The sequence below is a fragment of the Ruegeria sp. AG7 genome (assembly GCF_056541545.1).
This window is the reverse complement of the sequence record NZ_JBQFYP010000001.1, coordinates 156,077-178,065: the sequence shown is the minus strand read 5'-3', so window position 1 is coordinate 178,065 and position 21,989 is coordinate 156,077. Positions and strand designations below refer to the sequence as shown.

The following is a 21,989-nucleotide window of genomic DNA, read 5'->3' as shown; positions in this document are numbered from 1 at the left end:
TTCTCACGGCTTTACTGACTGTTGCTGACCGACAGCACAAGATAGCTTGGCCGAAATTACGGATCGGAGAGACTCGGTTGGAAACGCTGCTTGTTCTTATTGGCCTGGTTGTTCTGGCCATCCCGGTGACATTGATTGCTCTTCTGGTCGGGCATTCCCGATTGCGTCGCCGGGTCGAACAACTGGAAGCGCAGATCAATGCGTTGGTGTCGCGTGATGCACCGGCATCGCTGCAACCGGAACAAGATGCACCGTCACCGCAACCTGTGGCAGAGGAACAGGTTCAAAGCCCAGGGCCGTGGGCCGCGCCAAAGCGACAGGAAGACGAAAGCGCCGAAGATGTAGACACCGACGCCGCTACGCCTGCAATTGTATTTCGCCATGACCGGTTTGCCGCGCTGGGCGCGTGGCTGCGTGAGAACTGGTTTTACGCTGTCTCGGCCCTGTCGCTGGCATTGGCCGGTATTTTCCTCGTGCAATATGGCGTTGAGAACGGATTGTTACCTCCGGTGGCCCGCGTTTTCGCCGCTCTTGGTTTTGGTTCGGCTTTGATTGTCGGGGGCGAGGTTCTGCGCCGCAGGTTCGGGGATGACGAAGCGGTGGCCACTGCCTATTTGCCATCGGTCTTTTCCGGGGCCGGTCTTGTCACCTTGTTCGGGGCCATCTTGTCTGCGCGGCAGCTCTATGGCCTGATCGGGGCCGAGACAGCTTTGGCAGGTATGGTTGTCATCGCGCTTGTTGGTCTTGTTCTGGGGTGGTTCCACGGCCCGCTGCTGGCTGCGGTTGGACTGATCGGAGCTTTTGCCGCACCCTTTTTGGTTGGGGGCGCATCTGACGATCCTTCGTGGCTCTATGCCTATTTTCTTTTGGTTGCCGTTTTGGGGCTGGGTATCGACACGGTGCGGCGCTGGGCATGGATTTCTGTTCTGACGTTGGTCGGCGTTTATGCGGCAAACCTGCTTTTGATAAGTGGCGCACCGAATACGGTACCGGGGTATCTGGTTGCGACAACAGTGCTGGCGCTTCTGGCAACAGCCATTCCGGTGCGGCGCGTTTGGCCGAATCATGCAGGGCGTATGATGTCTCAGGTAATCCGCACCCCCGGAACCCGCCCGTGGCCCGAGGTTCCAACTCGGCTCGCCGCCGGAGCGATTGCGGCCAGTGCCGCGATCCTGTCCTGGCATTGGGCAGACTCAGCAGCTGAATTCTGGCTGGGTGTCTGCCTGCTGTCCGCCCTGCTTCTGGCGCTGCTTTTGTGGGCCAAGGATGCGCCAGCCCTTCAGGATCTGACCGTGCTACCTGCGACGGGCCTTGTGTTTTTTGTGGCGGCTCACGGGCTGGAATACGGCGCGGTTCAGCGCAGTTTCGCCGACACCTATGCCGAGACGCCCGAGGCCGACTTTCCGATGGTGGCCACCGTGCTGGTTGCTTTGGGCGCGCTCATGTCGATTTTGATGGCATGGCGGTCATTCAGGGTAAACCAGTATCGTGCAATCTGGGCCGGGTGGGCTGTCATTTTTGCACCAGCGCTGGCCATCGCTTTGGAATTGGGCTGGCATCCCGCCACGGTTATCGGTGCGTACGCCTGGGCCCTACACGCGATTGTCCTGGCAGTTCTGATGGTGTTTCTGGCCGGGCGTTTTGGTCGCGCCGACGGCGATGACCGGATGCGGGCTGCTCTGGCCACGTTGTCGGCGCTGTCCTGTCTGGTCTTTGCCTGCGTCATCGTGCTCAGCTCGGCCGCGCTGACGATTGCGCTGGTGGCCAGCGTCGTCGCAGCAGCAGCGTTGGATCGCAGATTCACCTTGCCGCAGATGAGTTGGTTTATCTGGGCCGGTGTCTTCGCCGTCACCGTGCGCTTGGTGCTTGACCCGGGTCTGGACTGGGCCAACGCGGCCCCGGTGTCCGAAATGGCGATGGTTTATGGCGCGGCCACATTGGGTTTCGTGGCTGGCTGGTGGCTGTTGCGTCCCTTGCAGCGGCCGGTTGCAGCACTGCTGCTGGAAAGCGCGGCATGGGCGACGGGCGGCATTCTGCTGTCCCTGTTGCTACTGCGGTGGCTTGAAGGTTTCGGTGAAGGCGGGGCCGACAACAGCCATTGGGGTCTGGGCCTGCTGGCGGTCATCTGGCTGCTGCTGGCCTTTGCTCAGGTTCAGAGGTTTGGGCTGGGCGGCAAGCTGAATTATGCCCGGTACGCGTTGGCGGCGTTCTTTGCCGGTCATGGCTTGTTCCGTCTGACCTTGGCGTTGACCGAACAAAACCCGTTGTTGAACCCCAACGCCGACCCGGTGCTTGGCCCACCGATTCTGAACACCCTTGTCCTTGCTTATCTGGTGCCTGCACTGACCATTGGATTCTCGGCCTGGCGGATCAGGGACATGCCAAAGCAGATCAGGCTGGCAAGCTACGCCATTACGGGCGCGTTGATTGCCGTGTGGTTTGGGTTGACCATCCGCCATGTATGGCAGGGAGCAGCAGGCATGTTTGAAGGCAACGGCGTCACGCAGCCCGAGCTTTATACATATACCCTTGTTCTGCTGCTGGTCGGGGCGGTGCTGTTCTACCAATCTCTGGCACGTGGTTCGGATGCGATGCGCAAGGCGGGGCTGGTGGTGATTGGGCTGGCGGTGGCCAAGGTCTTCCTGATCGATATTGCCGGTCTGGGTGGGCTGATCCGGGTGTTTTCACTGCTGGCGCTGGGGCTTGGGCTCGCTGGTCTGGCATGGCTGAATCGCTGGGCCAAGCTGCGCCATTCGCCGCATGGGCCGGAACCTCTGGACCATTGAAGGCAGGCGTCTTATAAGCGCGGCCATGTATGACCGGACGGCCATCATTATTCGAATTATATCCCCGGCGCTCTGACCCTCTGAGACGCCGGGCAAAGGTGTTTGAGAACTCGCACCGACCGCTTCGATCCAAGTACGACCAGATCATCCAAAGGACGCTCAAAATGTGCGCCGACACGATTCAAACGCCTGACTATAAAGACACGCTGAACCTGCCAAAAACCGATTTTCCCATGCGTGCGGGCCTGCCCGCACGCGAACCCGCATGGTTGGAGCGGTGGGAGACCATCGGTGTCTATGACCGCTTGCGCGAGAAAACGGGCCGCAAACCCTTTACTCTGCACGACGGCCCCCCCTATGCGAACGGCCACCTGCATATCGGCCACGCGCTGAACAAGACGATCAAGGACATGATCGTGCGCTCCCATCAGATGATGGGCTTTGACGCGCGTTACGTGCCCGGTTGGGACTGCCACGGCCTGCCGATCGAATGGAAGATCGAAGAACAGTACCGCAAGAAGGGCAAGAACAAGGACGAGGTGAACATCGTCGACTTCCGTCAGGAATGCCGCAACTTCGCCGAAGGCTGGATCGACATCCAGCGGGAAGAGTTCAAACGTCTGGGCATCACCGGCAACTGGCCTGATCCCTACATCACCATGGACTTCCATGCCGAGGCCGTGATTGCTGACGAATTCATGAAATTCCTGATGAACGGCACGCTGTATCAGGGCTCGAAACCCGTGATGTGGTCGCCCATCGAGAAGACAGCGCTGGCCGAAGCCGAGGTCGAGTATCATGACAAGGAAAGCTTTAACATCTGGGTGAAGTTCAAGGTCGTGAACGCGGGTAATCTGGATGATGCATTCGTCGTGATCTGGACGACGACACCTTGGACCATGCCGTCGAACAAGGCAGTCGTGTATGGCAAAGACATCTCTTACGGTCTGTACGAAGTCACCGGCGCGCCTGAGGAATGCTGGGCTAATGTGGGTGACAGGTTCCTGCTGGCTGACAAACTGGCCGCAGATGTGTTGGGTCGTGCCCGTTTGAACGACGATCAGTGGACCCGCGTACGTGATGTCGCCACTGACGAGCTTGAAGGTCTGCAACTGACCCACCCGCTGGCCGGTGCCGAAGGTGGCAATGGCGAATGGGACGATGTCCGCGACTTCCGCGCTGCCGACTTTGTAACCGACACCGAAGGAACAGGCTTCGTTCACTGCGCGCCCTCGCACGGGATGGAGGAATTCGAACTCTATCGCGATCTGGGCATGTTGGAGCAGGTCATCACCTACAATGTGATGGATGATGGTTCGTTCCGTGCCGATCTGCCGTTCTTTGGTGGCAAATACATCCTGTCCCGCAAGGGCGGTGAGGGTGACGCGAACAAAGCCGTCATCGACAAGCTGGCCGAGGTCGGCGGGTTGCTGGCGCGTGGCAAGATCAAGCACAGCTATCCGCATTCGTGGCGCTCGAAAGCGCCGATCATCTATCGCAACACGCCGCAGTGGTTTGCATCCGTTGACCGCAAGCTGGATGACGGCATGGGTGAGATGGGGGACACCATCCGCGAACGTGCGCTTCGCTCGATCGACGAACTGGTCAAGTGGACGCCGCAGACCGGCCGTAACCGCCTCTATTCGATGATCGAAGCGCGCCCGGACTGGGTTCTGTCCCGCCAGCGTGCCTGGGGCGTGCCGCTGACCTGTTTCACCAAGAAAGGTGCCTTGCCCACCGATGCGGATTACCTGCTTCGCAACGCAGACCTCAACGCGCGTATCAAGGCGGCGTTCGAGAAAGACGGCGCGGATATCTGGTACACCGACGGGTTCAAGGAGAAAATCCTTGACGGCATAGCCAACCCCGATGACTACGATCAGGTGTTTGACGTGCTGGATGTGTGGTTCGACTCGGGCTCGACCCACGCCTTTGTTCTGCGCGACCGCGAAGATGGGACCGAGGACGGTATCGCCGACGTCTACATGGAAGGCACCGACCAGCACCGTGGTTGGTTCCATTCATCCATGTTGCAGGCCTGCGGCACCAAAGGCCGCGCGCCTTATCGCAACGTCGTGACCCATGGTTTCACGCTGGATGCCAAGGGCAACAAGATGTCCAAGTCGCTGGGAAACACCATCGTACCGGAAGAGGTCGTCAAGCAGTACGGCGCCGATATCCTGCGCCTTTGGGTGGCACAGACCGACTACACGGCCGACCAGCGGATCGGGCCGGAGATCCTGAAAGGCACCGCCGACAGCTATCGCCGTTTGCGCAACACTATGCGGTTTATGCTGGGCTCGCTGGCGGATTTCATCGAGGCCGACCGCGTTGCGCCCGAAGACATGCCGCGTCTGGAACGCTGGGTGCTCAGCCGGCTGGCCGATCTGGATGAGCAGGTTCGCAAGGGCTATGCGTCTTTCGATTTCCAGGGCGTATTCAGCGCGGTCTTTACGTTTGCCACGGTTGATCTGTCGTCCTTCTACTTCGACGTTCGCAAGGATGCACTTTATTGTGACGGCGACACGCCGCGCCGTCGTGCCGCGCGGACGGTCTTGGATATCCTGTTCCATCGCCTGACCACGTGGCTTGCACCGGTTCTGGTTTTCACCATGGAAGAGGTCTGGTTGGAGCGCTTTCCGGGCGAAGATAGCTCGGTCCATTTGGTCGACTTCCCGGAAACGCCTGCGGATTGGCGTTTTGCCGAACTGGAAGAGGCTGTTGCCAAAGTGCGCCGTGTACGCCGTGCAGTGACGGCCGCGCTTGAGATCCAGCGTCAGGACAAGGTGATCGGCTCCAGCCTCGAAGCAGCTCCGATTGTGCATGTTGAGGACAGTGAAACCCTTGATCTGCTGGTGACCTTTGACGTGGACGATCTGTGCATCACGTCAGGCCTGACTGTGACCGGCGACCCGGCCCCGGCCGAAGCGTTCCGCGTACCCGAAATCGAAGGCGTTGCCGTCGTGTTCGAGAAGGCCGAAGGCGAGAAGTGTCAGCGCTGTTGGAAAATCCTTCCTGACGTGGGCCGCCACGCCCACGCCGGAGTTTGCCGACGCTGCGATGAAGCGCTAAGCTGATGGAAACCGCCCTCTCGATCTTCCGAGGGGGCGTTTTTCGTTTCACGTCTGCACGGACTGCGGTGTCGGATTAAACAGGTCAAAGCCAATGGCTGGGTCCTTCAGGGCCTTCCAGACCTGATAATCCGTGAAATATCCAGTGTGCCCACCAGGATCGACCGGGATGTTGCGATTTACGGATATCAGCCCGCCTTCAATCTCGGTCCCTACAAAGTCATCCTGCCGGAAGATGTTGAACCATGCGGCGTTCAGGTTTTTGGGAACAACTGTGAACATCTCCGGAAAATAGCGCTGATAGATATGGGTCACAGGACAGCCCATCGTGATCAGCGTCAGGGTGCGCCCGTCAATCAGCTTTTGCACGCGTGGATCAGCCAGCATCTGTGTAGCAATCACGGTGCCTTGTGAATGTGAGATCACCGTGATGTGGTCCGCGGCAAAGATATCCACCACGTAATGCAGCGCACGGTAAAACCGTTCATCAATCGCCTTGCGATCCGGATAATTGCGCAGCCTGGTTTTAAGGCCCGCTTTCAGAAAGCACTTGTCGCGAATGGCATAGGTGACGATGTCTCTTGCCACGCCCAGCCCTGCCGCGACAAAATCGGAAAAGCGGTACATCAATGCTGTTGCACCCAGGACGATCAGGCCAATCTCGCCCTGTTTGCTTGCCAGCTTGTTCAAAACCAGGCCAATCACGTTGCAATTGTCCGTTCCGATCTGGCACAGGGGATCGACGTGCTGGCTCATCGCGATCTCTCGGATTGCGACTAGGGCCAGTGTGATTGCACCGAACAAAAAAACCCATTGTGCAAAACGATTGAGGATGGCGCGGCTGATCAGCCCGTCGCGGACATGCAGGTTTGCTTTCAACCTTCTGCGACCGGCAAACAGGCCAACACCGACAAACACAAGAAGGACAATTGCCGCAAAGGCAACGCTGAGCGTTTCGATGGAATCGCTGAAAAAATTGTCAAACAGACCGGTCAGTTTTCCATCCGAAAGCCCCGGAATCGTGTTGAGCATTTCCCGCAGCATAAGCCACAACCCGGATATAAAGAACATCCAGAACACCAACATCCCGGCACATATGCTGGGATACAGCCGTCTGTGTTCTTTCAGATTGTCTGCCTGAACCTTTTCATCAAGCCTGGTCGCAGAAAGCACGTACAAAATGATTGTCATGAAGATCAGTGAAGCCCAGAAAATCGCCAGCAGGTAGACCTGAAAAGCCACAAACTGCTCCAGCGCCGAAGGGCAGGCTGGGCTGCCCGGCAAGGGTGTGCAGGCCCGGATTTCCAGACCAAGCGGACCTATGATCAGGCAGATCAGCAGCAAGAACCCCATCCCGAAAATGCCGCGCCAGAATACGCGCCTCAGATAAGTCGGGGCTTTAAAGCTGCGCCTTAGTCCGTATGCGGCCCCTCCGGCGTAAAGCGTGAACAAGAGCCAGAAAAGCAGGATCGTGCTTTGAAAGAAGATCCCGGGAACGCGATCGACCATCACGGCGAGCGCTCCGATCAGAAGGTAGGCATTCAGGGTCGCGACTGCACCGAAGAAAACCCAGGTAAAAAGGTGAACCAGCCGCGCGGCCAAAGTGTTCCTGCCGTTGGCTTGGTCCGAGGCCACATCCGCGCGGCTATGCGTTTGTTCGGCATTGTCCATCGCCAGATAACCCAGTGCGAGAACAACCCAGATCAGGTCCAACGCTGTCTTAATGACACCTTTCGGGGCGGGTGAGCGATCTGCCCAGAAAACTTCGGCAAACATGGCCTCGTCCTGCGGTGCTGACGATTTCGTCACCTTGCGCAGGTTGACCGGGAACAATGTCGCGCTTCGGGGGGTGCCGTCGAAGGTTGTCTCGGCCAGCTCGATCATCCCGCGCTGAACCTCAATCGGCGGTTCGGGATAGCCATCCAGCCAGGTTGTCGCGGCCCCGACGACCTGATCGACGGTCTCACCGGGTATTTGTTCGCCAATTCCATGAACCGTCAGGATCAAATGACGACCCATCTCATGCTCCAAAACTCTTTTTTACAATGCAAGTAGGCTAACATGATTACCGCAATTCACAAAATCCGCGCGTCGCGCAGCCCCCATGGCTTCGCCACTTGAACTTGGAGGATTGATCTGAAACCGTCATCCCATGGCGATGATTGCAGTTGAAACTCAGTTCGGAAGACTCGGGATCGAGGAAACCGATGGCGCCCTCACGCGGCTGGTCTGGGACGGCGAGGACGAGGGCGAACCGACCGCTCTGCTGCGCGAGGCGGCGGCGCAGTTGATGGCCTATGACGCTGGTCGGCTTGACCGCTTCGATCTGCCCTACCGCATTCATGGATCGCAGTTTCAAAGGCAGGTCTGTGATCTCATGTATGCCATTCCCCTTGGGGAAACGCGCACCTACGGGGATATCGCCAAGGCGTTGGGGCAACCGGCGCAACCGGTCGGTCAGGCCTGCGGGGCAAACCCGATCCCCGTTATTATTCCCTGCCACCGAGTGCTGGCCGCCAATGGGCTAGGCGGGTTTTCCGGGTGCGGCGGGATCGAGACAAAGGTTGCACTGCTGCGGCATGAACGGGCGGCGGGTCTTTTGATCTGAGCCTCGAAATTCGGTTGCAATCCGGTTCTGGGAAGCACAACTTATATCAGTTGCTGAATTTGAAGGATCGCATTGAATGAGCACTGAAAATGATCGCGCAGCCCAGAAGAAGGCCATTATCGACCGGTTGATGTCGCTTGAGGCGGAGGAGCTTGCAACGGCGCAGGCCCATTACGATGCGTTTCTGAAGGATGCCCGACTGGACGACCGGGAAGGCCACGACAAGGATGACATAGCCGCATCGCGCGAAAATGCCGATCTGGCGGCTGCGTTTGACGCGCCTGTCCATGCGCATCATGCCAAGATCGATGTGATCGAGAATACCGATTTTGGGCTGACAGATACAGTCAAGCCGGGATCGGTGATCAGGTTCAACAACCGCAGCTTTGTCGTCTGTGTTTCGACGACCCGGTTTGAGGTGGGTGGAGATACATATATGGGGATTTCGACGCAAAGCCCGATCTATCTGGCCATGGCCGGTCTGCGAGCGGGTGACGTCTTTACCCATAACGGTACTGAATTTGAGGTTCAGGACGTTCTTTAAACCCGGTCCGGCAGCGCTCGTGTCAGGTACGGCGCTGCGGAATGACCTGTTGTGCGATACCCGCAAATGTCAGGTACAGGCTGGCGATGACCAGACCCCAGTGTGCCCAGCTTTCGGGATGAAAATCGACCCACGCGGCCCAGCCCGCAAAGAACGTCCATGCAAGGGCGACCGGCAAGGTCAGACTGCGCCAGCGTTCGGTGCGCACGGGGTGAACGAACTTCAAAGGTAGAAACATCGCAAGCGACAGCAGTGTGACCAGCAGCAGGATGATCCAGAAATTGGGTTCAAGCGCGAAGATCACGACAACGAACATGTTCCAGCATCCAGGAAAGCCGGAAAAGGAATTGTCCTTGGTTTTCATGCGAGTGTCCGCGAAATACATCGCGCTGGCGAAGGTGATGACAATGATTGCGAACCAGCCAGTCCACCCATCCATCAATCCGGATTTGAACAGCGCAAAGGCTGGAATGAACACATAGGTCAGATAATCGATGATCAGATCCAGCAAGACACCGTCAAACTCGGGCGCGTTCTTTTTGACGTGATAGTGCCGCGCCAGCGGACCGTCGATGCCATCAACAACGAAAGATACAACCAGCCAAAGGTACATTAGGCTCCATTTCTCTTCCACGGCGGCCAGCATGGCCAGCATTGCGAAAACAGCACCTGTGGCAGTGAAGAGATGTACGGCAAGAGCTTTGAATCTGAGTGTCATGTTAGGGTCATGACCGATGCACGCCAGAGATGCAAACCAAAAGCCCGAGGTTTCTGTTCGATGTATCGGTCACGCCTTGGGGTGCGCACGGTTGTAGACCTCCATAAGCCGCGCGGTATCCACTGCGGTATAGGTCTGTGTGGTTGACAATGAGGCGTGCCCCAACAGTTCCTGTATGGCCCGCAGATCTCCTCCGGCGGACAGCAGATGGGTGGCAAAGCTGTGCCGCATGGCATGAGGTGTGGCGGTTGATGGCAGCCCCAGTTGCATCCGTGCCTTAGCCATGACGCCCTGAATTGCGCGCGGGTTCAGAGGGCCGCCACGGACGCCCCGGAACAAGGCTGCGTCCTTCGCTTGCGGGTGGGGGCAAAGCTGAAGATATCGGTCAACCGCGTCTCGGGCAGCTGGAAGAACCGGGACGACCCGCTCCTTGCCGCCCTTCCCGACAATGCGCAACGTCTCGGGCAAGGGCGCGTCTGCACCGGTCAGAGACAAGGCCTCGGATATCCGCAGGCCGCATCCATAAAGCAGGGTGACAACCGCAACATCACGGGCCGCAACCCAGTCGGACACAGATTGCAGCTCGACCGTGTCAATCATGGCGCGCGCGGCGTCTTCGGCCAGAGGGCGGGGCAGTTTCTTGATGAATTTGGGCGCGCGGGTCGACAGAACGGCGGTGGGTTCAAACCCCTCTCGCTCGGCCAGCCAACGATAGAAGCTTTTGACAGCAGAAAGCTTGCGCGCCAGGGATCGCGCGCCAATATCCCCGTTGCGCTGATCCGCCATCCAGGCGCGCATGTCCGCCACGGTGATCCGTTCCAGCGCCTTCAGCCCCTGCCGCTCTGCGTGATGCAGGGTCATGAAAGACAGAAACTCGGTGACATCGCCGCGATAGGCGGTTTGCGTGTTTTGCGACCGCCCCGCCAGCGCGCCCAGAGTGTCCAGCCAGTGCTGGAGCGCGTCGCGGCAGGCGGGTGAGATCAGGTTCACGACAGCCAGTGGCGCATCGAGCGTTCGAATACGCCGGAAAAGAAGGTTAAAAGATCGGTGCCGAGCTGCGGTGTGAAATGCCGCGGATCACGGGCCCCCATGACGATCATGCCCGGCAGGCGACCCGGACCGAGGTCCAGCTTCAGGCAGGCTTCTGAGTGCAACTGATCCGCCAGCGCGCCGAAAACACGTCGGTTCGGCTGATGAGTTTCGCGCAAGGTCACGTCGCGGACAGGGCCGCCGCGACCGTTCGTCAGGTATTGGTTGATAAAGCCGGGCTCTGCGATCGTCAGAACGCCCCCAAGCCTGTCGATGGCAGGATCGTTCTGAACCACGGTGGTTTCCAGAACCAGCGTGATATGGTCAACCCGCAGGATATTTGCGACATCGGCGCCAAGGGCACGCAGGAAATCCTCGAATTCGACGGGTTCCAGCAAGCGCAAAATCGCGCGGTGTACCTGATTGGTGCCTGCAAGGTTTTCATAGGCCGCAGCGATGACCGAGCGGTGGGTATCTTCCAACCGGTCCAGCCGCGCCTCGAGCCGCTGCATGGCAATGCCGCGCAGATCGATCACATTATCACCCCGGGCGCGTTCGTTCGCGGCCACAAGGGCTTGCATCAGGTCCTTGTCGTCCAGAACGACGTCGGGCTCGGCCAGAATTGCCGCGCGGAGATTATCCTCGAGTTTGGGATTGCTGCTCATGTCCTGTCCGGTCTTTTTTTGTTGGGCGGCTTATAGCATGCCGAACCGGATTTGCCTTGGGAAAAATGCACGCAAGAGTGGATTTCCCAGGATGCTGTGGCGGATAGGCTCCCGCCTGCCACGCCCGATCGCAGATCAGGCTTTGGGCCGTTGGGCCGGGCGCGGCGCCTGATAGCGCCGCGCGGTTGCACACCAGATCAGAGGATTTTCTGACCGGTTTTGGCCCAGTCTGCCAGAAAGGTTTCCAGACCTTTGTCAGTCAGCGGGTGATCGGCCAGTTTCTTGATCACGGCTGGTGGCGCGGTGATGACGTCGGCACCAATGCGGGCACTTTCGGTAACGTGGTTCACGGTGCGGATTGAAGCGGCCAGAATTTCGGTTTCGAATCCGTAATTGTCATAGACCTGACGGATGTCGGCGATCAGATCCATGCCATCCAGGTTGATATCGTCCAGACGACCGATGAAGGGCGAGATGAAGGTCGCACCCGCTTTTGCAGCCAGGATCGCCTGATTGGTCGAAAAGCACAGGGTGACGTTGACCATCTGTCCTTCATCGCTGAGCGTCTTGCAGGTTTTCAGACCGGCCCATGTCAGCGGAACCTTCACTGCGATATTCGGGGCAATCTTGGCGAGCTTGCGGCCTTCGGCGATCATGTCGTCAGCTTCGGTGGCGACAACCTCGGCGGAAACGGGACCGTCGACCAGATCGCAGATCTCTTTGGTCACTTCCAGAATGTCGCGGCCCGATTTCAGGATCAGCGAGGGGTTGGTGGTCACGCCGTCCACCATGCCCAGATTGTTCAGTTCAGCGATGGCGTCGATCTCTGCAGTGTCTACGAAGAATTTCATGAGGGCAGTCCTTTGATGGGTTGGCCTTGGTCGCGGATGGCTTTACCTCAAAGAGAGCCATGCTGGAACCCCCTGCAAAGGATATGCTGTGAGCGCTAACGGATTTTTCGACGAGGGAGAGCTGATTGCGGTGCTGACAACGCAACCGCTTGACCGGACGTTGGATTACAAAGCGCCCGAAGGAGGGTGCTTTCTGGGTGCGTTTGTCGAGGTGCCACTTGGTCCGCGCAAGGTGTTGGGCGTGGTCTGGGGGCCGGGGCAGGGCGGTTTCGATCTGAACAAGGCGCGATCGGTGATCCGTCTGCTGGAAGTTGCACCGATGCGCGAGGAAATGCGGGCATTCCTCGGCAAGGTTGCCGACTATACCCTGACACCGATGCCCGCGATGCTGCGGCTGGCGACCCGCGCGCCGGGGCTGGGTGACCCGCCGTCCATGCGCAAGATCTATCGTTTGGGAGCCACCCTGCCAGACCGGATGACCGACGCCAGAACCCGTGTACTTGACGTGTTGCGCGACTATGGCGGGTTGGCATTCACGTTAAAGGAACTGGCGGAACAGGCAGGGGTAACTTCGTCCGTTGTCAAAGGCTTGGTCAAGCAAGGCGCGGTTCGTGAAGAAGACAGCCCGCGCGACCTGCCGTATCCGCATCTTGATCCCGATTTGCCGGGAAAGGACCTGACCGAAGATCAGGCAAGTGCGGTTGCGCAGCTTCGCGCCGGGCAACGGACGGGGAATTACGGCACGACGCTGCTGAAAGGCGTGACGGGTTCCGGCAAGACAGAAGTCTATCTGGAGGCCGTGGCCGAAGCGCTGCGCATGGGGCGGCAGGCGCTTGTCCTTTTGCCTGAAATTGCGCTGACCGCAGAATTCCTGACACGGGTTGAGGCGCGGTTTGGCGCGCGCCCTGCCGAGTGGCATTCGGGCGCGACCATGACTGAACGCAGGCGAGTCTGGCGGATGGTCGGGCAGGGGGAAGCTCAACTGGTTGTTGGCGCGCGGTCAGCCCTGTTTCTGCCATATCGCGATCTGGGGCTGGTCGTGGTCGACGAGGAACACGACACCTCGTACAAGCAGGAAGACGGGGTGCATTACAGCGCGCGAGACATGGCGGTCCTGCGGTCGGCCATCTGCGGCGCGCGGGTGATTCTGGCAAGCGCAACCCCCTCGCTGGAAAGCTGGGCAAATGCTGAGGCAGGTAAATATGATCGGATCGACCTGACTTCGCGCTTCGGCGCGGCAGTGTTGCCCGAGATGAAGCCCATCGACATGCGGGCCGAACAGATGCAGGCCGGAACGTGGATATCTCCGACTTTGCGGCAAGCGGTGCAGCAGCGGATCGAGAAAGGCGAGCAGTCGCTTTTGTTCATCAATCGTCGGGGATATGCTCCTGTAACCCTGTGCCGCGCCTGCGGGGAACAGATCGCTTGTGACCATTGCGACGCGCGCATGGTCGAACACAGATTCCTGAAGCGCCTGATGTGCCACCAATGCGGCGAGACCAAGCCGATGCCCGAGATCTGTCCTTCCTGCGGGGTCGAGGGCAAGCTGGCTCCGGTGGGGCCGGGCATTGAGCGTTTGGCCGAAGAGGCCGAGGTGACTTTCCCCGAGGCCAAAATTGCCATGCTAAGTTCTGATCTTTTCGGCTCAGCCCGCGCACTAAAGGCCAAGATCGAAGAGATTGCGGCCGGGGATGCCGATATCGTTGTCGGAACGCAGCTGGTGGCCAAGGGGCACAACTTTCCCAAGCTGACATTGGTGGGGGTGATCGACGCGGATCTAAGTCTGCATGGCGCAGACCTGAGGGCTGCCGAGCGAACATTTCAGTTGATGCGGCAGGTTGCGGGGCGTGCCGGTCGGGCTGAAAAACCGGGGCAGGCGCTGTTACAGACTTTTCAGCCGGAACATCCGGTGATCCGGGCGATTCTGTCGAGTGACGAAGAGGGCTTTTGGAAGGCCGAGGCCGCCGGTCGGCAAGCGGCCGGTGTGCCACCCTATGGACGTATGGCAGGGATTGTTCTGTCAGGGCCAGAGGTCGGCCCGGTCTTTGACATCGGCAATGCCATGGCGCGCAACGACGGTCCATTGCGCCAGATCGGTGCACAGGTGTTTGGCCCCGCCCCGGCGCCGATTGCCCGTATTCGCGGACGTCACCGTGTCCGCCTGTTGGTCAAGGCACCCAAGGGCGCACCAATCCAGGATGCTATCGCCCGTTGGATTGCCCCGTTACGCCTGAAAGGCGATATCCGCCTGACCGTCGATATCGATCCACAAAGCTTTTACTGACGGTGACGTCTGCATTAATGCAGGGCCATTGTGCGCCGGTCGCTTCCCCCTCGCCAAAGTTGGGAAATGGGCGTAGAGGATTCTCATGCTGAAACCTATGCCCCTTGCCGAGGCGCAGAGCCTTCCGTTCTGGCGTCGTCCTGTCACGCTTCTGTTCGTGATGGCCTTGACCATGCCCATCGCGTTTAATGCGTGGAGCGCGCTGTTGAACAACTTCGTCATTGAGGCAGCGAATTTCGACGGGGCCGATATCGGCCTGCTACACACGGTGCGCGAGATTCCGGGCTTTCTGGCGGTCGGCGTGATTGCCGTCATCATTTTCATTCGCGAGCAGGTGCTGGCCATGATCTCGCTGATGATGCTTGGGGTCGCAACGGCTTTTACGGCCTGGTTCCCAAGCCTTGGCGGATTGCTGTTCGTGACCTTGTTCAGTTCAATCGGGTTTCATTACTATGAGACTGTAAACCAGTCGCTTCAGTTGCAATGGCTTCCCAAGGATCGCGCGCCGCAGATATTGGGATGGCTGGTCGCAATGGGCTCGGCTGCAACGATGGTGGTTTACGGGCTGATCGTTCTGACCTGGGAGCGGTTCGATCTGTCCTATAACTTTGTCTTCATGGCTGCTGGCGGTGCAACAGCTTTGCTAGCCCTGTTTTGCCTGTTCGCCTTCCCGCAATTCGATGCCCCCACACCGCAAACCAAGAAACTGATCCTGCGCCGTCGATACTGGCTATATTACGCGCTGCAATTCATGGCCGGTGCGCGGCGACAGATCTTTGTCGTCTTTGCCGGGTTCATGATGGTCGAGAAGTTCGGCTTTGAAGTGCATGAGCTGACCAGCCTGTATCTGATCAACCTGATGATCAACATGATGGTTGCTCCGTTGCTGGGTAAAGCGGTGGCCAAGTTTGGCGAACGGCGCACGTTGATCTTTGAATACACCGGTCTGGCGATCGTGTTCGCAGCCTATGGTGGCATCTACTGGTTTGGCTGGGGCGTGCTGTTGGCGGCGACGCTCTATGTCATCGACCATGTGCTGTTTGCGCTGGCGCTGGCGCTGAAAACCTATTTCCAGAAAATCGCCGATCCGGCGGATATTGCGCCAACTGCCGCAGTCGCGTTCACGATCAACCATATCGCTGCTGTTTTCCTGCCCGCGTTGCTGGGTTTGCTCTGGGTCATGTCGCCAGGCGCCGTATTTGGCCTAGCGGCGGCGATGGCGGTCGTTTCTCTGCTGCTGTCCCTGCTGGTTCCACGCCACCCGGAACCGGGCAATGAGACCGTCCTGAGCAAATACGCGCCAGCCCCGGCGGAATAGGTCGCAAGCTTGACGTTGGCGGCGCACCGTCCTACGCGCAGTGCCAACTGACACAGGAGTTCCGGATGCCCACATTCACTGCGCTGACCACGCTGACAGGTAAGAAAGCCGCCGAAGGTCTGGGCGAAGCGATGGAGCGGCTGGAGCCCGAACCAACCGGCGTCGGTGTGTTCGAGGTCGAAGATGGCTCGGGCCTGTGGGAAGTGGGTGGATATTTCACCGAAGCCCCTGACGAGGCCGCGCTGGCCGTTCTGACAGTTGCCTTTGAAGCCAAACCTTTTGTTGTGTCGGAATTGCCTGAAACCGATTGGGTGGCCCATGTGCGGCGCGAGCTTGCCCCGGTTGAGGCGGGCCGCTTTTTTGTCTATGGCAGCCACGATGCCGACAATCTGCCCGACGGTCGCATTCCACTGCTGATCGAGGCGGCAATGGCCTTTGGCACCGGGCATCACGGTACCACGCTGGGATGTCTGAAAGCTCTGGACCGGTTGTTGGATGAAGGGTTCAGTGCCTCGAAAGTAGCGGATATCGGTTGCGGCACGGCCGTACTGGCCATGGCGGCAGCCCGGGTATGGGATGGTGATTTCATTGCCAGCGATATCGACGAAGTGGCCGTTGAAGTGGCCGAAGCCAACCTGAAGGCAAACGGTATGTCCGGCGCGGTTCGGTGTGTTGAAGCCGCAGGTTTCGATCATCCCGACCTCAAGGCGCACGCGCCATACGATCTAATCTTTGCCAATATTCTCAAAGGGCCTCTGGTGGCCTTGTCACCCGAAATGGCAGCGAATCTCCGCCCAGGTGGGCATGCGATCCTGTCGGGAATCCTTAACGAACAGGCCGATGACTTGGTTTCCGTTTATTCACAAAACGGGTTCGATCAGACCTATAGGGCCGAGATTGGTGAGTGGACGACCCTAATTTTAACCAAACAGGGCGCGAATTAGGCCATTTGCAGGAGTTTTATAGGTTTTTGCCACGTTTTTGTCGCAATCTCTTTTTACCGTTTTCTGAATGAAGTCGAGGGGGGCGGTTTTTGGAGGCTGCCATGACGGGTAAACAACTGGAGTTCAATCAGCGCGTAAATCGCCTGAACAAGAAACACCAAAAGATGAGCCGTGGCTATCGTGCGACGATGCGCAAGGATGGCCTGGTTGTGATGAGGCCGCAGCGGGTGAGCTCGGCGGTGCCAGCAAAGGTGCTGTTGCTTACGCTTGTGGGTTTCTTCGCCTTCAAAGCATTTCTTTTGTCCCACCTTAGTCCCACCGGCTATCAATATCGGATCGACAGCCTGAACGAAGGCACACCAGTCGAAAAAGCCGGTGCCTGGGTTATGCAAATCGATCCTGTGTCGCAAGCCCTCGCCACTCAGCTGAACAAAGTTTTCTACTAATCCGCTCCCTCGGATTAAAAAAACACCGCGTACCCTTACGGTGCGCGGTGTTTTTGTGTGCCCCTCAAGGGAGGAGGAAGGGGCATATAAGTGTTGGGGTCGGTTCTTAGCGGCGACCTTCGGCAATGGTGTCGATGTCACCGCGGCACAGGCCGATATCATCCAGTTCGCGGTCGGTCAGACCGGTCAGCGCGTTGCGGGTTACGCGGGCGTCATTCCATTCAACTGCGGCGTTAACGGCCGATACGAAAAATGCGCCGATACGGCCAACAAGGCCGAACGAGCCAGTGGTAGCGACGCGGGTTGTGTCCAGTGCAGCCATATCCTGTTTCCTTCTGGTTAGTGTTCACATTGCATTTCTGCGGTCTGCGGGGCATCTAGTGCCGTCATTTCGTTCGCACAAGTTCAGTTTTTGCATGTGTCCTATGCGTTTTCTGCAAGGCTTCACGAAGTTGTAATCCCCTTAAACAATTGGTGAAAAAGCCTTTGAGAAAGTGTCGAATTCAGACTTCACTGGGTCGCAAAACGCGCCCGAAGTCGCGCCTGAAGCACGCGTGTCGTTTTCAGCCCTGGGGTCAATTCGCTTGGAAAATGTTCACGCTTCGTGCTAGGCGTTGAAAAAAGATCACACAACCCGAGCAGGCCGAGGCAAAACATGCGAATTCTGGGCATCGATCCGGGGCTTAGAACCCTGGGATGGGGCGTCATCGAATCAAATGGCAGCCGCCTGCGCCATGTGGCCAATGGATTATGCAAATCGGATGGCGACGATCTGGGCGAGCGGTTGCTGTCGCTGCACAATCAGATTGTCGAAGTGATTGCGGATCACAGGCCCGATCAGGCTGCTATCGAACAGACATTCGTGAACAAGGACGGGGCCGGAACCCTCAAGCTTGGGCAGGCGCGTGGCGTGGCGTTGCTGACGCTGGCACAGGCCGGTCTGCCGGTGGGGGAATATGCACCCAATCGGGTCAAAAAGACCGTGGTGGGCGTGGGTCATGCCGAGAAAGAGCAGGTTATGCACATGGTCAAACTGCAATTGCCGGGCTGTTTTCCGAAAGGGGCCGACGCGGCGGATGCACTGGCGATTGCAATCTGCCACGCCTATTACGGAAAGACGCAACAGGCGCGTGTGAAAGAGGTGCGGGCATGATCGGAAAACTGACAGGGCGGCTGGATTATCGTGCGGCAGATCATGTGCTGATCGATGTCCGGGGCGTCGGCTATCTTGTCTATTGTTCCGACCGGACCTTGGCGGCATTGCCGGGGGTGGGCGAGGCGGTCTCGATCTACACTGACATGGTTGTCCGCGAAGACCTGATGCAGCTTTACGGGTTTCTGTCGCTTGTCGAGAAAGAGTGGCATCGCCTGCTGTGCTCGGTCCAGGGGGTCGGCGCGAAGGTGTCGCTGGCGATCCTGAGTGCATTGGGACCCGACGGTGTCAGCCGCGCAATTGCCCTGGGGGACTGGGGTGCGGTAAAGGCGGCCAAGGGGGTCGGGCCAAAAACAGCCCAGCGGATCGTGTTGGACCTCAAGGACAAGGCGCCGGGTGTGATGGCCATGGGTGGCACGATTACTCAGGCGCTGGACGGCCCGGAATTTGAGGTTGTTGAGCCGAATGATTCTACGCCCGCACCTAGACGTGTATCGAAACCGCCATCAGGTGCTGCGGCCGCGTCTGCCGGGGCGTTGTCGGCGCTGGCCAATCTTGGATATGGGCCGTCCGACGCGGCGGGCGCTGTGGCTGAAGCAGCTGCAAGCCAGCCGGATGCGGACGAGGCTGATCTGATCCGCGCGGCCCTCAGGCTGCTGGCTCCGAAAGGGTAAGTGAATGGTTGACGCTGATCCCACCCTGCGCCCGGAGCCCCTGCCGGAAGACAATGACCGCGCCTTGCGTCCTCAGGGGCTTGATGAATTCATTGGTCAGGCTGAGGCGCGCGCCAACTTGCGCATCTTTATCCAGTCAGCCCGGCAACGCGGCGAGGCGATGGACCACACCTTGTTTCACGGACCTCCGGGGTTGGGCAAAACGACCCTCGCGCAGATCATGGCGCGTGAATTGGGAGTGAACTTCCGCATGACCTCAGGCCCGGTTCTGGCCAAGGCGGGGGATCTGGCAGCGATTCTGACCAATCTTGAATCGCGTGACGTGCTGTTCATCGACGAGATTCACAGGCTCAACCCAGTTGTGGAGGAAGTGCTGTACCCGGCCATGGAAGATTTCGAGCTGGATCTTGTTATCGGCGAAGGTCCTGCTGCGCGCACCGTTCGGATCGAACTGCAGCCATTCACACTGGTGGGGGCCACCACACGGATGGGCCTGCTGACAACGCCCTTGCGTGACCGGTTTGGTATCCCGACCCGGCTTCAGTTCTACACGGTGGATGAGTTGCACGAAATCGTCACCCGGAACGCGCGGAAACTGGGTGCGCCCGCGGATAACGATGGTGCGCGCGAAATCGCGCGCCGGTCGCGTGGAACCCCGCGTATCGCCGGGCGATTGCTGAGACGCGTTGTGGATTTCGCAATTGTCGAAGGGGACGGGCGGATCACACGGGACCTGGCCGATGGTGCCTTGACCCGTCTGGGCGTTGATAATCTGGGTCTTGATGGTGCGGACCGGCGGTATCTGAAGCTGATTGCCGAAAACTACGCAGGCGGCCCGGTTGGGATTGAAACCCTGTCTGCCGCGCTGTCCGAAAGCCGCGACTCGCTTGAGGAGGTGATCGAGCCCTATTTGCTGCAACAGGGGCTAATCCAGCGTACTCCGCGCGGGCGGATGTTGGCGCAGAAGGCGTGGACGCATCTTGGGATGGCCGTGCCCAAGCGGCAAAGCGATCTGTTCGGTTGAAGCCCGCGCACTTAGATTTTATGCCTTTCGGCGAGAGTATTTTTAAAAAGATGAAGGGCTGGCGGTGACACCGGAAGAAATTGAGGCGCTGTTCACACGCGAAAGCGGCGAGTTTTTGTTTGCGCGCTGGGGACGGCCTGTTGTTCCGATCGTTTTCGGCGTTGAAGACGAGACGCTAGCCACCGTAAAGGGGGCTTTTGAAGCTGTTGTCACGCTGGCCGGTCACCAAATGGGCGAGACGGACCCTGAACTTGGCGCGAATTGCATGGTTTTCTTTTTCCGCGACTGGCAGGAGCTGCTGGAAGTACCGGACCTTGATCGTCTGGTCCCGGATCTGGAACCTTTGGTTGCGCGGCTGGTCGCGGCAGATGCAAACCAGTACCGCATTTTCCGGTTCGAAGAAGATGGCGCGATCCGCGCGGCGTTTGTGTTTCTGCGCATGGACAAAGAATTGTCGAAGGTTCCGGCTGAAACCCTTGCGCTCAATAAGGTCGTGCAGACAATCTTGCTCTGGTCGGACACTGCATTTCGCAATCAATCTCCACTGGCAATCGCAGGTGAGGCCACGATCCTGCGTCCCGACATCGCGTCCTTGATCCGGGCGGCCTATGATCCGGTTTTGCCACGGGCGGCACAGGATGCCTCGCACGCGTTAAGGCTGTTTGCCCGTCTGGAGACGTTGCAATGAAACACACCTACCCCATCCGTGTGTATTATGAAGACACCGACATGGGTGGGGTTGTCTATCATGCGAACTACCTGCGCTATATCGAGCGCGCGCGCTCGGACTGGGTGCGTAATCTGGGCAATGACCAGAACGCCATGCGGGAAGAGGGCATTGTTTGGGTCGTGCGGCGGCTTGAGGCCGAGTATCTGGCGCCTGCAAGGTTCGATGATGAATTGATTGTCGAAACCGAAGTTACCGAAATCTCGGGCGTGCGTCTGACCATGGCACAGCTTGTCCGACGCGGTGAGACCGAAATATTTCGTGCAACTGTCACGGCCGTTTGCATCAATAAAGCAGGCAAGCCGATCCGTTTGCCGGCAGAGATTCGCGCATTGATGTAACAATTTGCGGACCGTGGGTGGTTCTGTTGGCTTTTCATGACCAACTGAGATAGCGTTTGGCAAAACAAGGCCAAACGAACGGCCATCAGGCAAAACAAAGAGCAGGTTCATGGAAGCTGAAACGCTGGCGCTGGCGCAGGAGATCGACTTCTCCATGTGGGGGCTGTTTGCCCGCGCGACCTTTATCGTCAAACTGGTGATGCTGGTACTTACCGGCGCATCCATATGGTCCTGGGGGATCATCATTCAGAAGCTGATCAACTATCGCGCGGCCCGACGCGAGGCGCAGGTTTTTGATGAAAGCTTCTGGTCGGGCAACCCGTTGGATGAGTTGTTCGAGCAGATCGGAACCCAGCCGGATGGCAGCTCGGAAAAGATCTTTGCATCAGGCATGATCGAATGGCGCAGGTCGCATCGCAATGATGGCGGGCTGATTGCCGGGGCAACCGCGCGTATCGACCGGTCGATGGATGTCGCCATCGCGAAAGAGGCGGAAACCTTGCAAAAAGGGCTTCCCATTCTGGCGACTGTTGGCTCCACAGCTCCGTTTATCGGGCTGTTTGGCACCGTTTGGGGCATCATGAATGCGTTCATCGAGATTGCCGAGCAGCAAAACACTAACCTTGCTGTGGTGGCTCCCGGCATCGCCGAGGCGTTGATGGCGACAGGGTTGGGCCTTTTGGCGGCGATCCCGGCGGTGATTTTCTACAACAAACTCAGCGCAGATAGTGACCGGATCGTTGGCGGCTATGAAGCCTTTGCGGATGAATTCGCAACCATCCTGTCGCGCCAGTTGGACAGCTGAA

General features: G+C 58.6%; 20 protein-coding genes. 14 read left to right on the top strand and 6 right to left on the bottom strand.

Annotated elements, in window-relative coordinates; translation table 11 throughout:
- Window positions 1-77 precede the first annotated feature (77 nt).
- Together ACR0BF_RS00925 and ileS are read left to right on the top strand one after the other, a co-directional pair.
- On the top strand, window positions 78-2,786 hold the full coding sequence (locus ACR0BF_RS00925; RefSeq protein ID WP_480624088.1) for a DUF2339 domain-containing protein: 2,709 nt from the start codon (window positions 78-80) through the stop codon (window positions 2,784-2,786).
- A 164-nt stretch (window positions 2,787-2,950) separates the two neighbouring features.
- The gene (gene ileS / locus ACR0BF_RS00920) at window positions 2,951-5,863 is read left to right on the top strand and encodes an isoleucine--tRNA ligase (RefSeq protein ID WP_480624087.1); all 2,913 of its coding nucleotides are present in this window, start codon (window positions 2,951-2,953) and stop codon (window positions 5,861-5,863) included.
- Window positions 5,864-5,905: 42 nt separating this feature from the next.
- Here ileS and ACR0BF_RS00915 read toward each other — a convergent pair whose 3' ends face one another.
- Window positions 5,906-7,876 (bottom strand): hypothetical protein, encoded by a 1,971-nt coding sequence (locus tag ACR0BF_RS00915; RefSeq protein ID WP_480624086.1) that lies wholly within the window; start codon window positions 7,874-7,876, stop codon window positions 5,906-5,908.
- 133 nt (window positions 7,877-8,009) lie between these two features.
- On the opposite strand from ACR0BF_RS00915, the gene ACR0BF_RS00910 reads away from it, so the two are divergent.
- Both ACR0BF_RS00910 and ACR0BF_RS00905 read left to right on the top strand, forming a co-directional pair.
- Complete coding sequence (locus tag ACR0BF_RS00910; RefSeq protein ID WP_480473747.1) at window positions 8,010-8,465, top strand: methylated-DNA--[protein]-cysteine S-methyltransferase; 456 nt, start codon at window positions 8,010-8,012, stop codon at window positions 8,463-8,465.
- A 76-nt stretch (window positions 8,466-8,541) separates the two neighbouring features.
- Entirely contained in the window at window positions 8,542-9,009 is a 468-nt protein-coding gene (locus tag ACR0BF_RS00905; protein WP_480494804.1) for a hypothetical protein, read from the top strand.
- A 22-nt stretch (window positions 9,010-9,031) separates the two neighbouring features.
- Here ACR0BF_RS00905 and ACR0BF_RS00900 read toward each other — a convergent pair whose 3' ends face one another.
- The 4 genes from ACR0BF_RS00900 to fsa all read right to left on the bottom strand — a co-directional run bounded on the left by ACR0BF_RS00900 (window position 9,032) and on the right by fsa (window position 12,272).
- A complete protein-coding gene (locus ACR0BF_RS00900) occupies window positions 9,032-9,727 on the bottom strand; it encodes a CDP-alcohol phosphatidyltransferase family protein (protein WP_480494802.1) in 696 nt (231 codons plus the stop codon).
- Window positions 9,728-9,796: 69 nt separating this feature from the next.
- Window positions 9,797-10,717, bottom strand: coding sequence for a tyrosine recombinase XerC (locus tag ACR0BF_RS00895; RefSeq protein ID WP_480624085.1), 921 nt, complete (start codon window positions 10,715-10,717; stop codon window positions 9,797-9,799).
- The gene (locus ACR0BF_RS00890; RefSeq protein ID WP_480624084.1) at window positions 10,714-11,421 is read right to left on the bottom strand and encodes a DUF484 family protein; all 708 of its coding nucleotides are present in this window, start codon (window positions 11,419-11,421) and stop codon (window positions 10,714-10,716) included. Before ACR0BF_RS00890 ends, ACR0BF_RS00895 begins: the two co-directional genes overlap by 4 nt.
- 197 nt (window positions 11,422-11,618) lie before the next feature.
- A complete protein-coding gene (gene fsa, locus ACR0BF_RS00885; protein ID WP_480622775.1) occupies window positions 11,619-12,272 on the bottom strand; it encodes a fructose-6-phosphate aldolase in 654 nt (217 codons plus the stop codon).
- 88 nt (window positions 12,273-12,360) lie between these two features.
- Here fsa and ACR0BF_RS00880 point away from each other — a divergent pair, with 88 nt between their 5' ends.
- From ACR0BF_RS00880 to ACR0BF_RS00865, 4 genes are all read left to right on the top strand, one after another.
- A complete protein-coding gene (locus ACR0BF_RS00880; protein ID WP_480624083.1) occupies window positions 12,361-14,556 on the top strand; it encodes a primosomal protein N' in 2,196 nt (731 codons plus the stop codon).
- An 85-nt stretch (window positions 14,557-14,641) separates the two neighbouring features.
- Complete coding sequence (locus ACR0BF_RS00875; RefSeq protein ID WP_480473741.1) at window positions 14,642-15,874, top strand: MFS transporter; 1,233 nt, start codon at window positions 14,642-14,644, stop codon at window positions 15,872-15,874.
- Between the two features lie 65 nt (window positions 15,875-15,939).
- Window positions 15,940-16,818: a 50S ribosomal protein L11 methyltransferase gene (locus ACR0BF_RS00870; protein WP_480624082.1), complete on the top strand. Its 879-nt coding sequence runs from the start codon at window positions 15,940-15,942 to the stop codon at window positions 16,816-16,818.
- 89 nt (window positions 16,819-16,907) lie between these two features.
- Entirely contained in the window at window positions 16,908-17,264 is a 357-nt protein-coding gene (locus ACR0BF_RS00865; RefSeq protein WP_480473739.1) for a hypothetical protein, read from the top strand.
- 106 nt (window positions 17,265-17,370) lie between these two features.
- On the opposite strand, the gene ACR0BF_RS00860 is transcribed toward ACR0BF_RS00865, so the two are convergent.
- Entirely contained in the window at window positions 17,371-17,586 is a 216-nt protein-coding gene (locus ACR0BF_RS00860) for a DUF1127 domain-containing protein (RefSeq protein WP_209505505.1), read from the bottom strand.
- Between the two features lie 333 nt (window positions 17,587-17,919).
- Between ACR0BF_RS00860 and ruvC the strand changes: the two genes are divergently transcribed.
- From ruvC to tolQ, 6 genes are all read left to right on the top strand, one after another.
- Window positions 17,920-18,417, top strand: coding sequence for a crossover junction endodeoxyribonuclease RuvC (gene ruvC / locus ACR0BF_RS00855; RefSeq protein ID WP_480624081.1), 498 nt, complete (start codon window positions 17,920-17,922; stop codon window positions 18,415-18,417).
- Complete coding sequence (gene ruvA, locus ACR0BF_RS00850) at window positions 18,414-19,091, top strand: Holliday junction branch migration protein RuvA (RefSeq protein ID WP_480624080.1); 678 nt, start codon at window positions 18,414-18,416, stop codon at window positions 19,089-19,091. The genes ruvC and ruvA overlap by 4 nt, the downstream gene beginning before the upstream one ends.
- A gap of 4 nt (window positions 19,092-19,095) precedes the next feature.
- On the top strand, window positions 19,096-20,115 hold the full coding sequence (ruvB, locus tag ACR0BF_RS00845; protein ID WP_480605015.1) for a Holliday junction branch migration DNA helicase RuvB: 1,020 nt from the start codon (window positions 19,096-19,098) through the stop codon (window positions 20,113-20,115).
- A 64-nt stretch (window positions 20,116-20,179) separates the two neighbouring features.
- Window positions 20,180-20,803, top strand: coding sequence for a hypothetical protein (locus ACR0BF_RS00840; RefSeq protein WP_480624079.1), 624 nt, complete (start codon window positions 20,180-20,182; stop codon window positions 20,801-20,803).
- Window positions 20,800-21,183 carry a tol-pal system-associated acyl-CoA thioesterase gene (ybgC, locus tag ACR0BF_RS00835; RefSeq protein WP_480518814.1) on the top strand — a complete coding sequence of 128 codons (384 nt, stop codon included), beginning with the start codon at window positions 20,800-20,802 and terminating at the stop codon, window positions 21,181-21,183. The genes ACR0BF_RS00840 and ybgC overlap by 4 nt, the downstream gene beginning before the upstream one ends.
- A 109-nt stretch (window positions 21,184-21,292) precedes the next feature.
- Window positions 21,293-21,988, top strand: a complete 696-nt coding sequence (gene tolQ / locus ACR0BF_RS00830; RefSeq protein WP_209505518.1) for a protein TolQ — start codon at window positions 21,293-21,295, stop codon at window positions 21,986-21,988.
- Window position 21,989 lies beyond the last annotated feature (1 nt).

Coding starts and splice junctions, on each gene's coding strand:
- ileS (WP_480624087.1), top strand. CDS start 2,951: ATGTGCGCCGACACGATTCAAACGCCTGACTATAAAGACACGCTGAAC.
- ACR0BF_RS00915 (WP_480624086.1), bottom strand. CDS start 7,876: ATGGGTCGTCATTTGATCCTGACGGTTCATGGAATTGGCGAACAAATA.
- ACR0BF_RS00910 (WP_480473747.1), top strand. CDS start 8,010: ATGGCGATGATTGCAGTTGAAACTCAGTTCGGAAGACTCGGGATCGAG.
- ACR0BF_RS00905 (WP_480494804.1), top strand. CDS start 8,542: ATGAGCACTGAAAATGATCGCGCAGCCCAGAAGAAGGCCATTATCGAC.
- ACR0BF_RS00900 (WP_480494802.1), bottom strand. CDS start 9,727: ATGACACTCAGATTCAAAGCTCTTGCCGTACATCTCTTCACTGCCACA.
- ACR0BF_RS00890 (WP_480624084.1), bottom strand. CDS start 11,421: ATGAGCAGCAATCCCAAACTCGAGGATAATCTCCGCGCGGCAATTCTG.
- fsa (WP_480622775.1), bottom strand. CDS start 12,272: ATGAAATTCTTCGTAGACACTGCAGAGATCGACGCCATCGCTGAACTG.
- ACR0BF_RS00875 (WP_480473741.1), top strand. CDS start 14,642: ATGCTGAAACCTATGCCCCTTGCCGAGGCGCAGAGCCTTCCGTTCTGG.
- ACR0BF_RS00870 (WP_480624082.1), top strand. CDS start 15,940: ATGCCCACATTCACTGCGCTGACCACGCTGACAGGTAAGAAAGCCGCC.
- ACR0BF_RS00860 (WP_209505505.1), bottom strand. CDS start 17,586: ATGGCTGCACTGGACACAACCCGCGTCGCTACCACTGGCTCGTTCGGC.
- ruvC (WP_480624081.1), top strand. CDS start 17,920: ATGCGAATTCTGGGCATCGATCCGGGGCTTAGAACCCTGGGATGGGGC.
- ruvA (WP_480624080.1), top strand. CDS start 18,414: ATGATCGGAAAACTGACAGGGCGGCTGGATTATCGTGCGGCAGATCAT.
- ruvB (WP_480605015.1), top strand. CDS start 19,096: ATGGTTGACGCTGATCCCACCCTGCGCCCGGAGCCCCTGCCGGAAGAC.
- ybgC (WP_480518814.1), top strand. CDS start 20,800: ATGAAACACACCTACCCCATCCGTGTGTATTATGAAGACACCGACATG.
- tolQ (WP_209505518.1), top strand. CDS start 21,293: ATGGAAGCTGAAACGCTGGCGCTGGCGCAGGAGATCGACTTCTCCATG.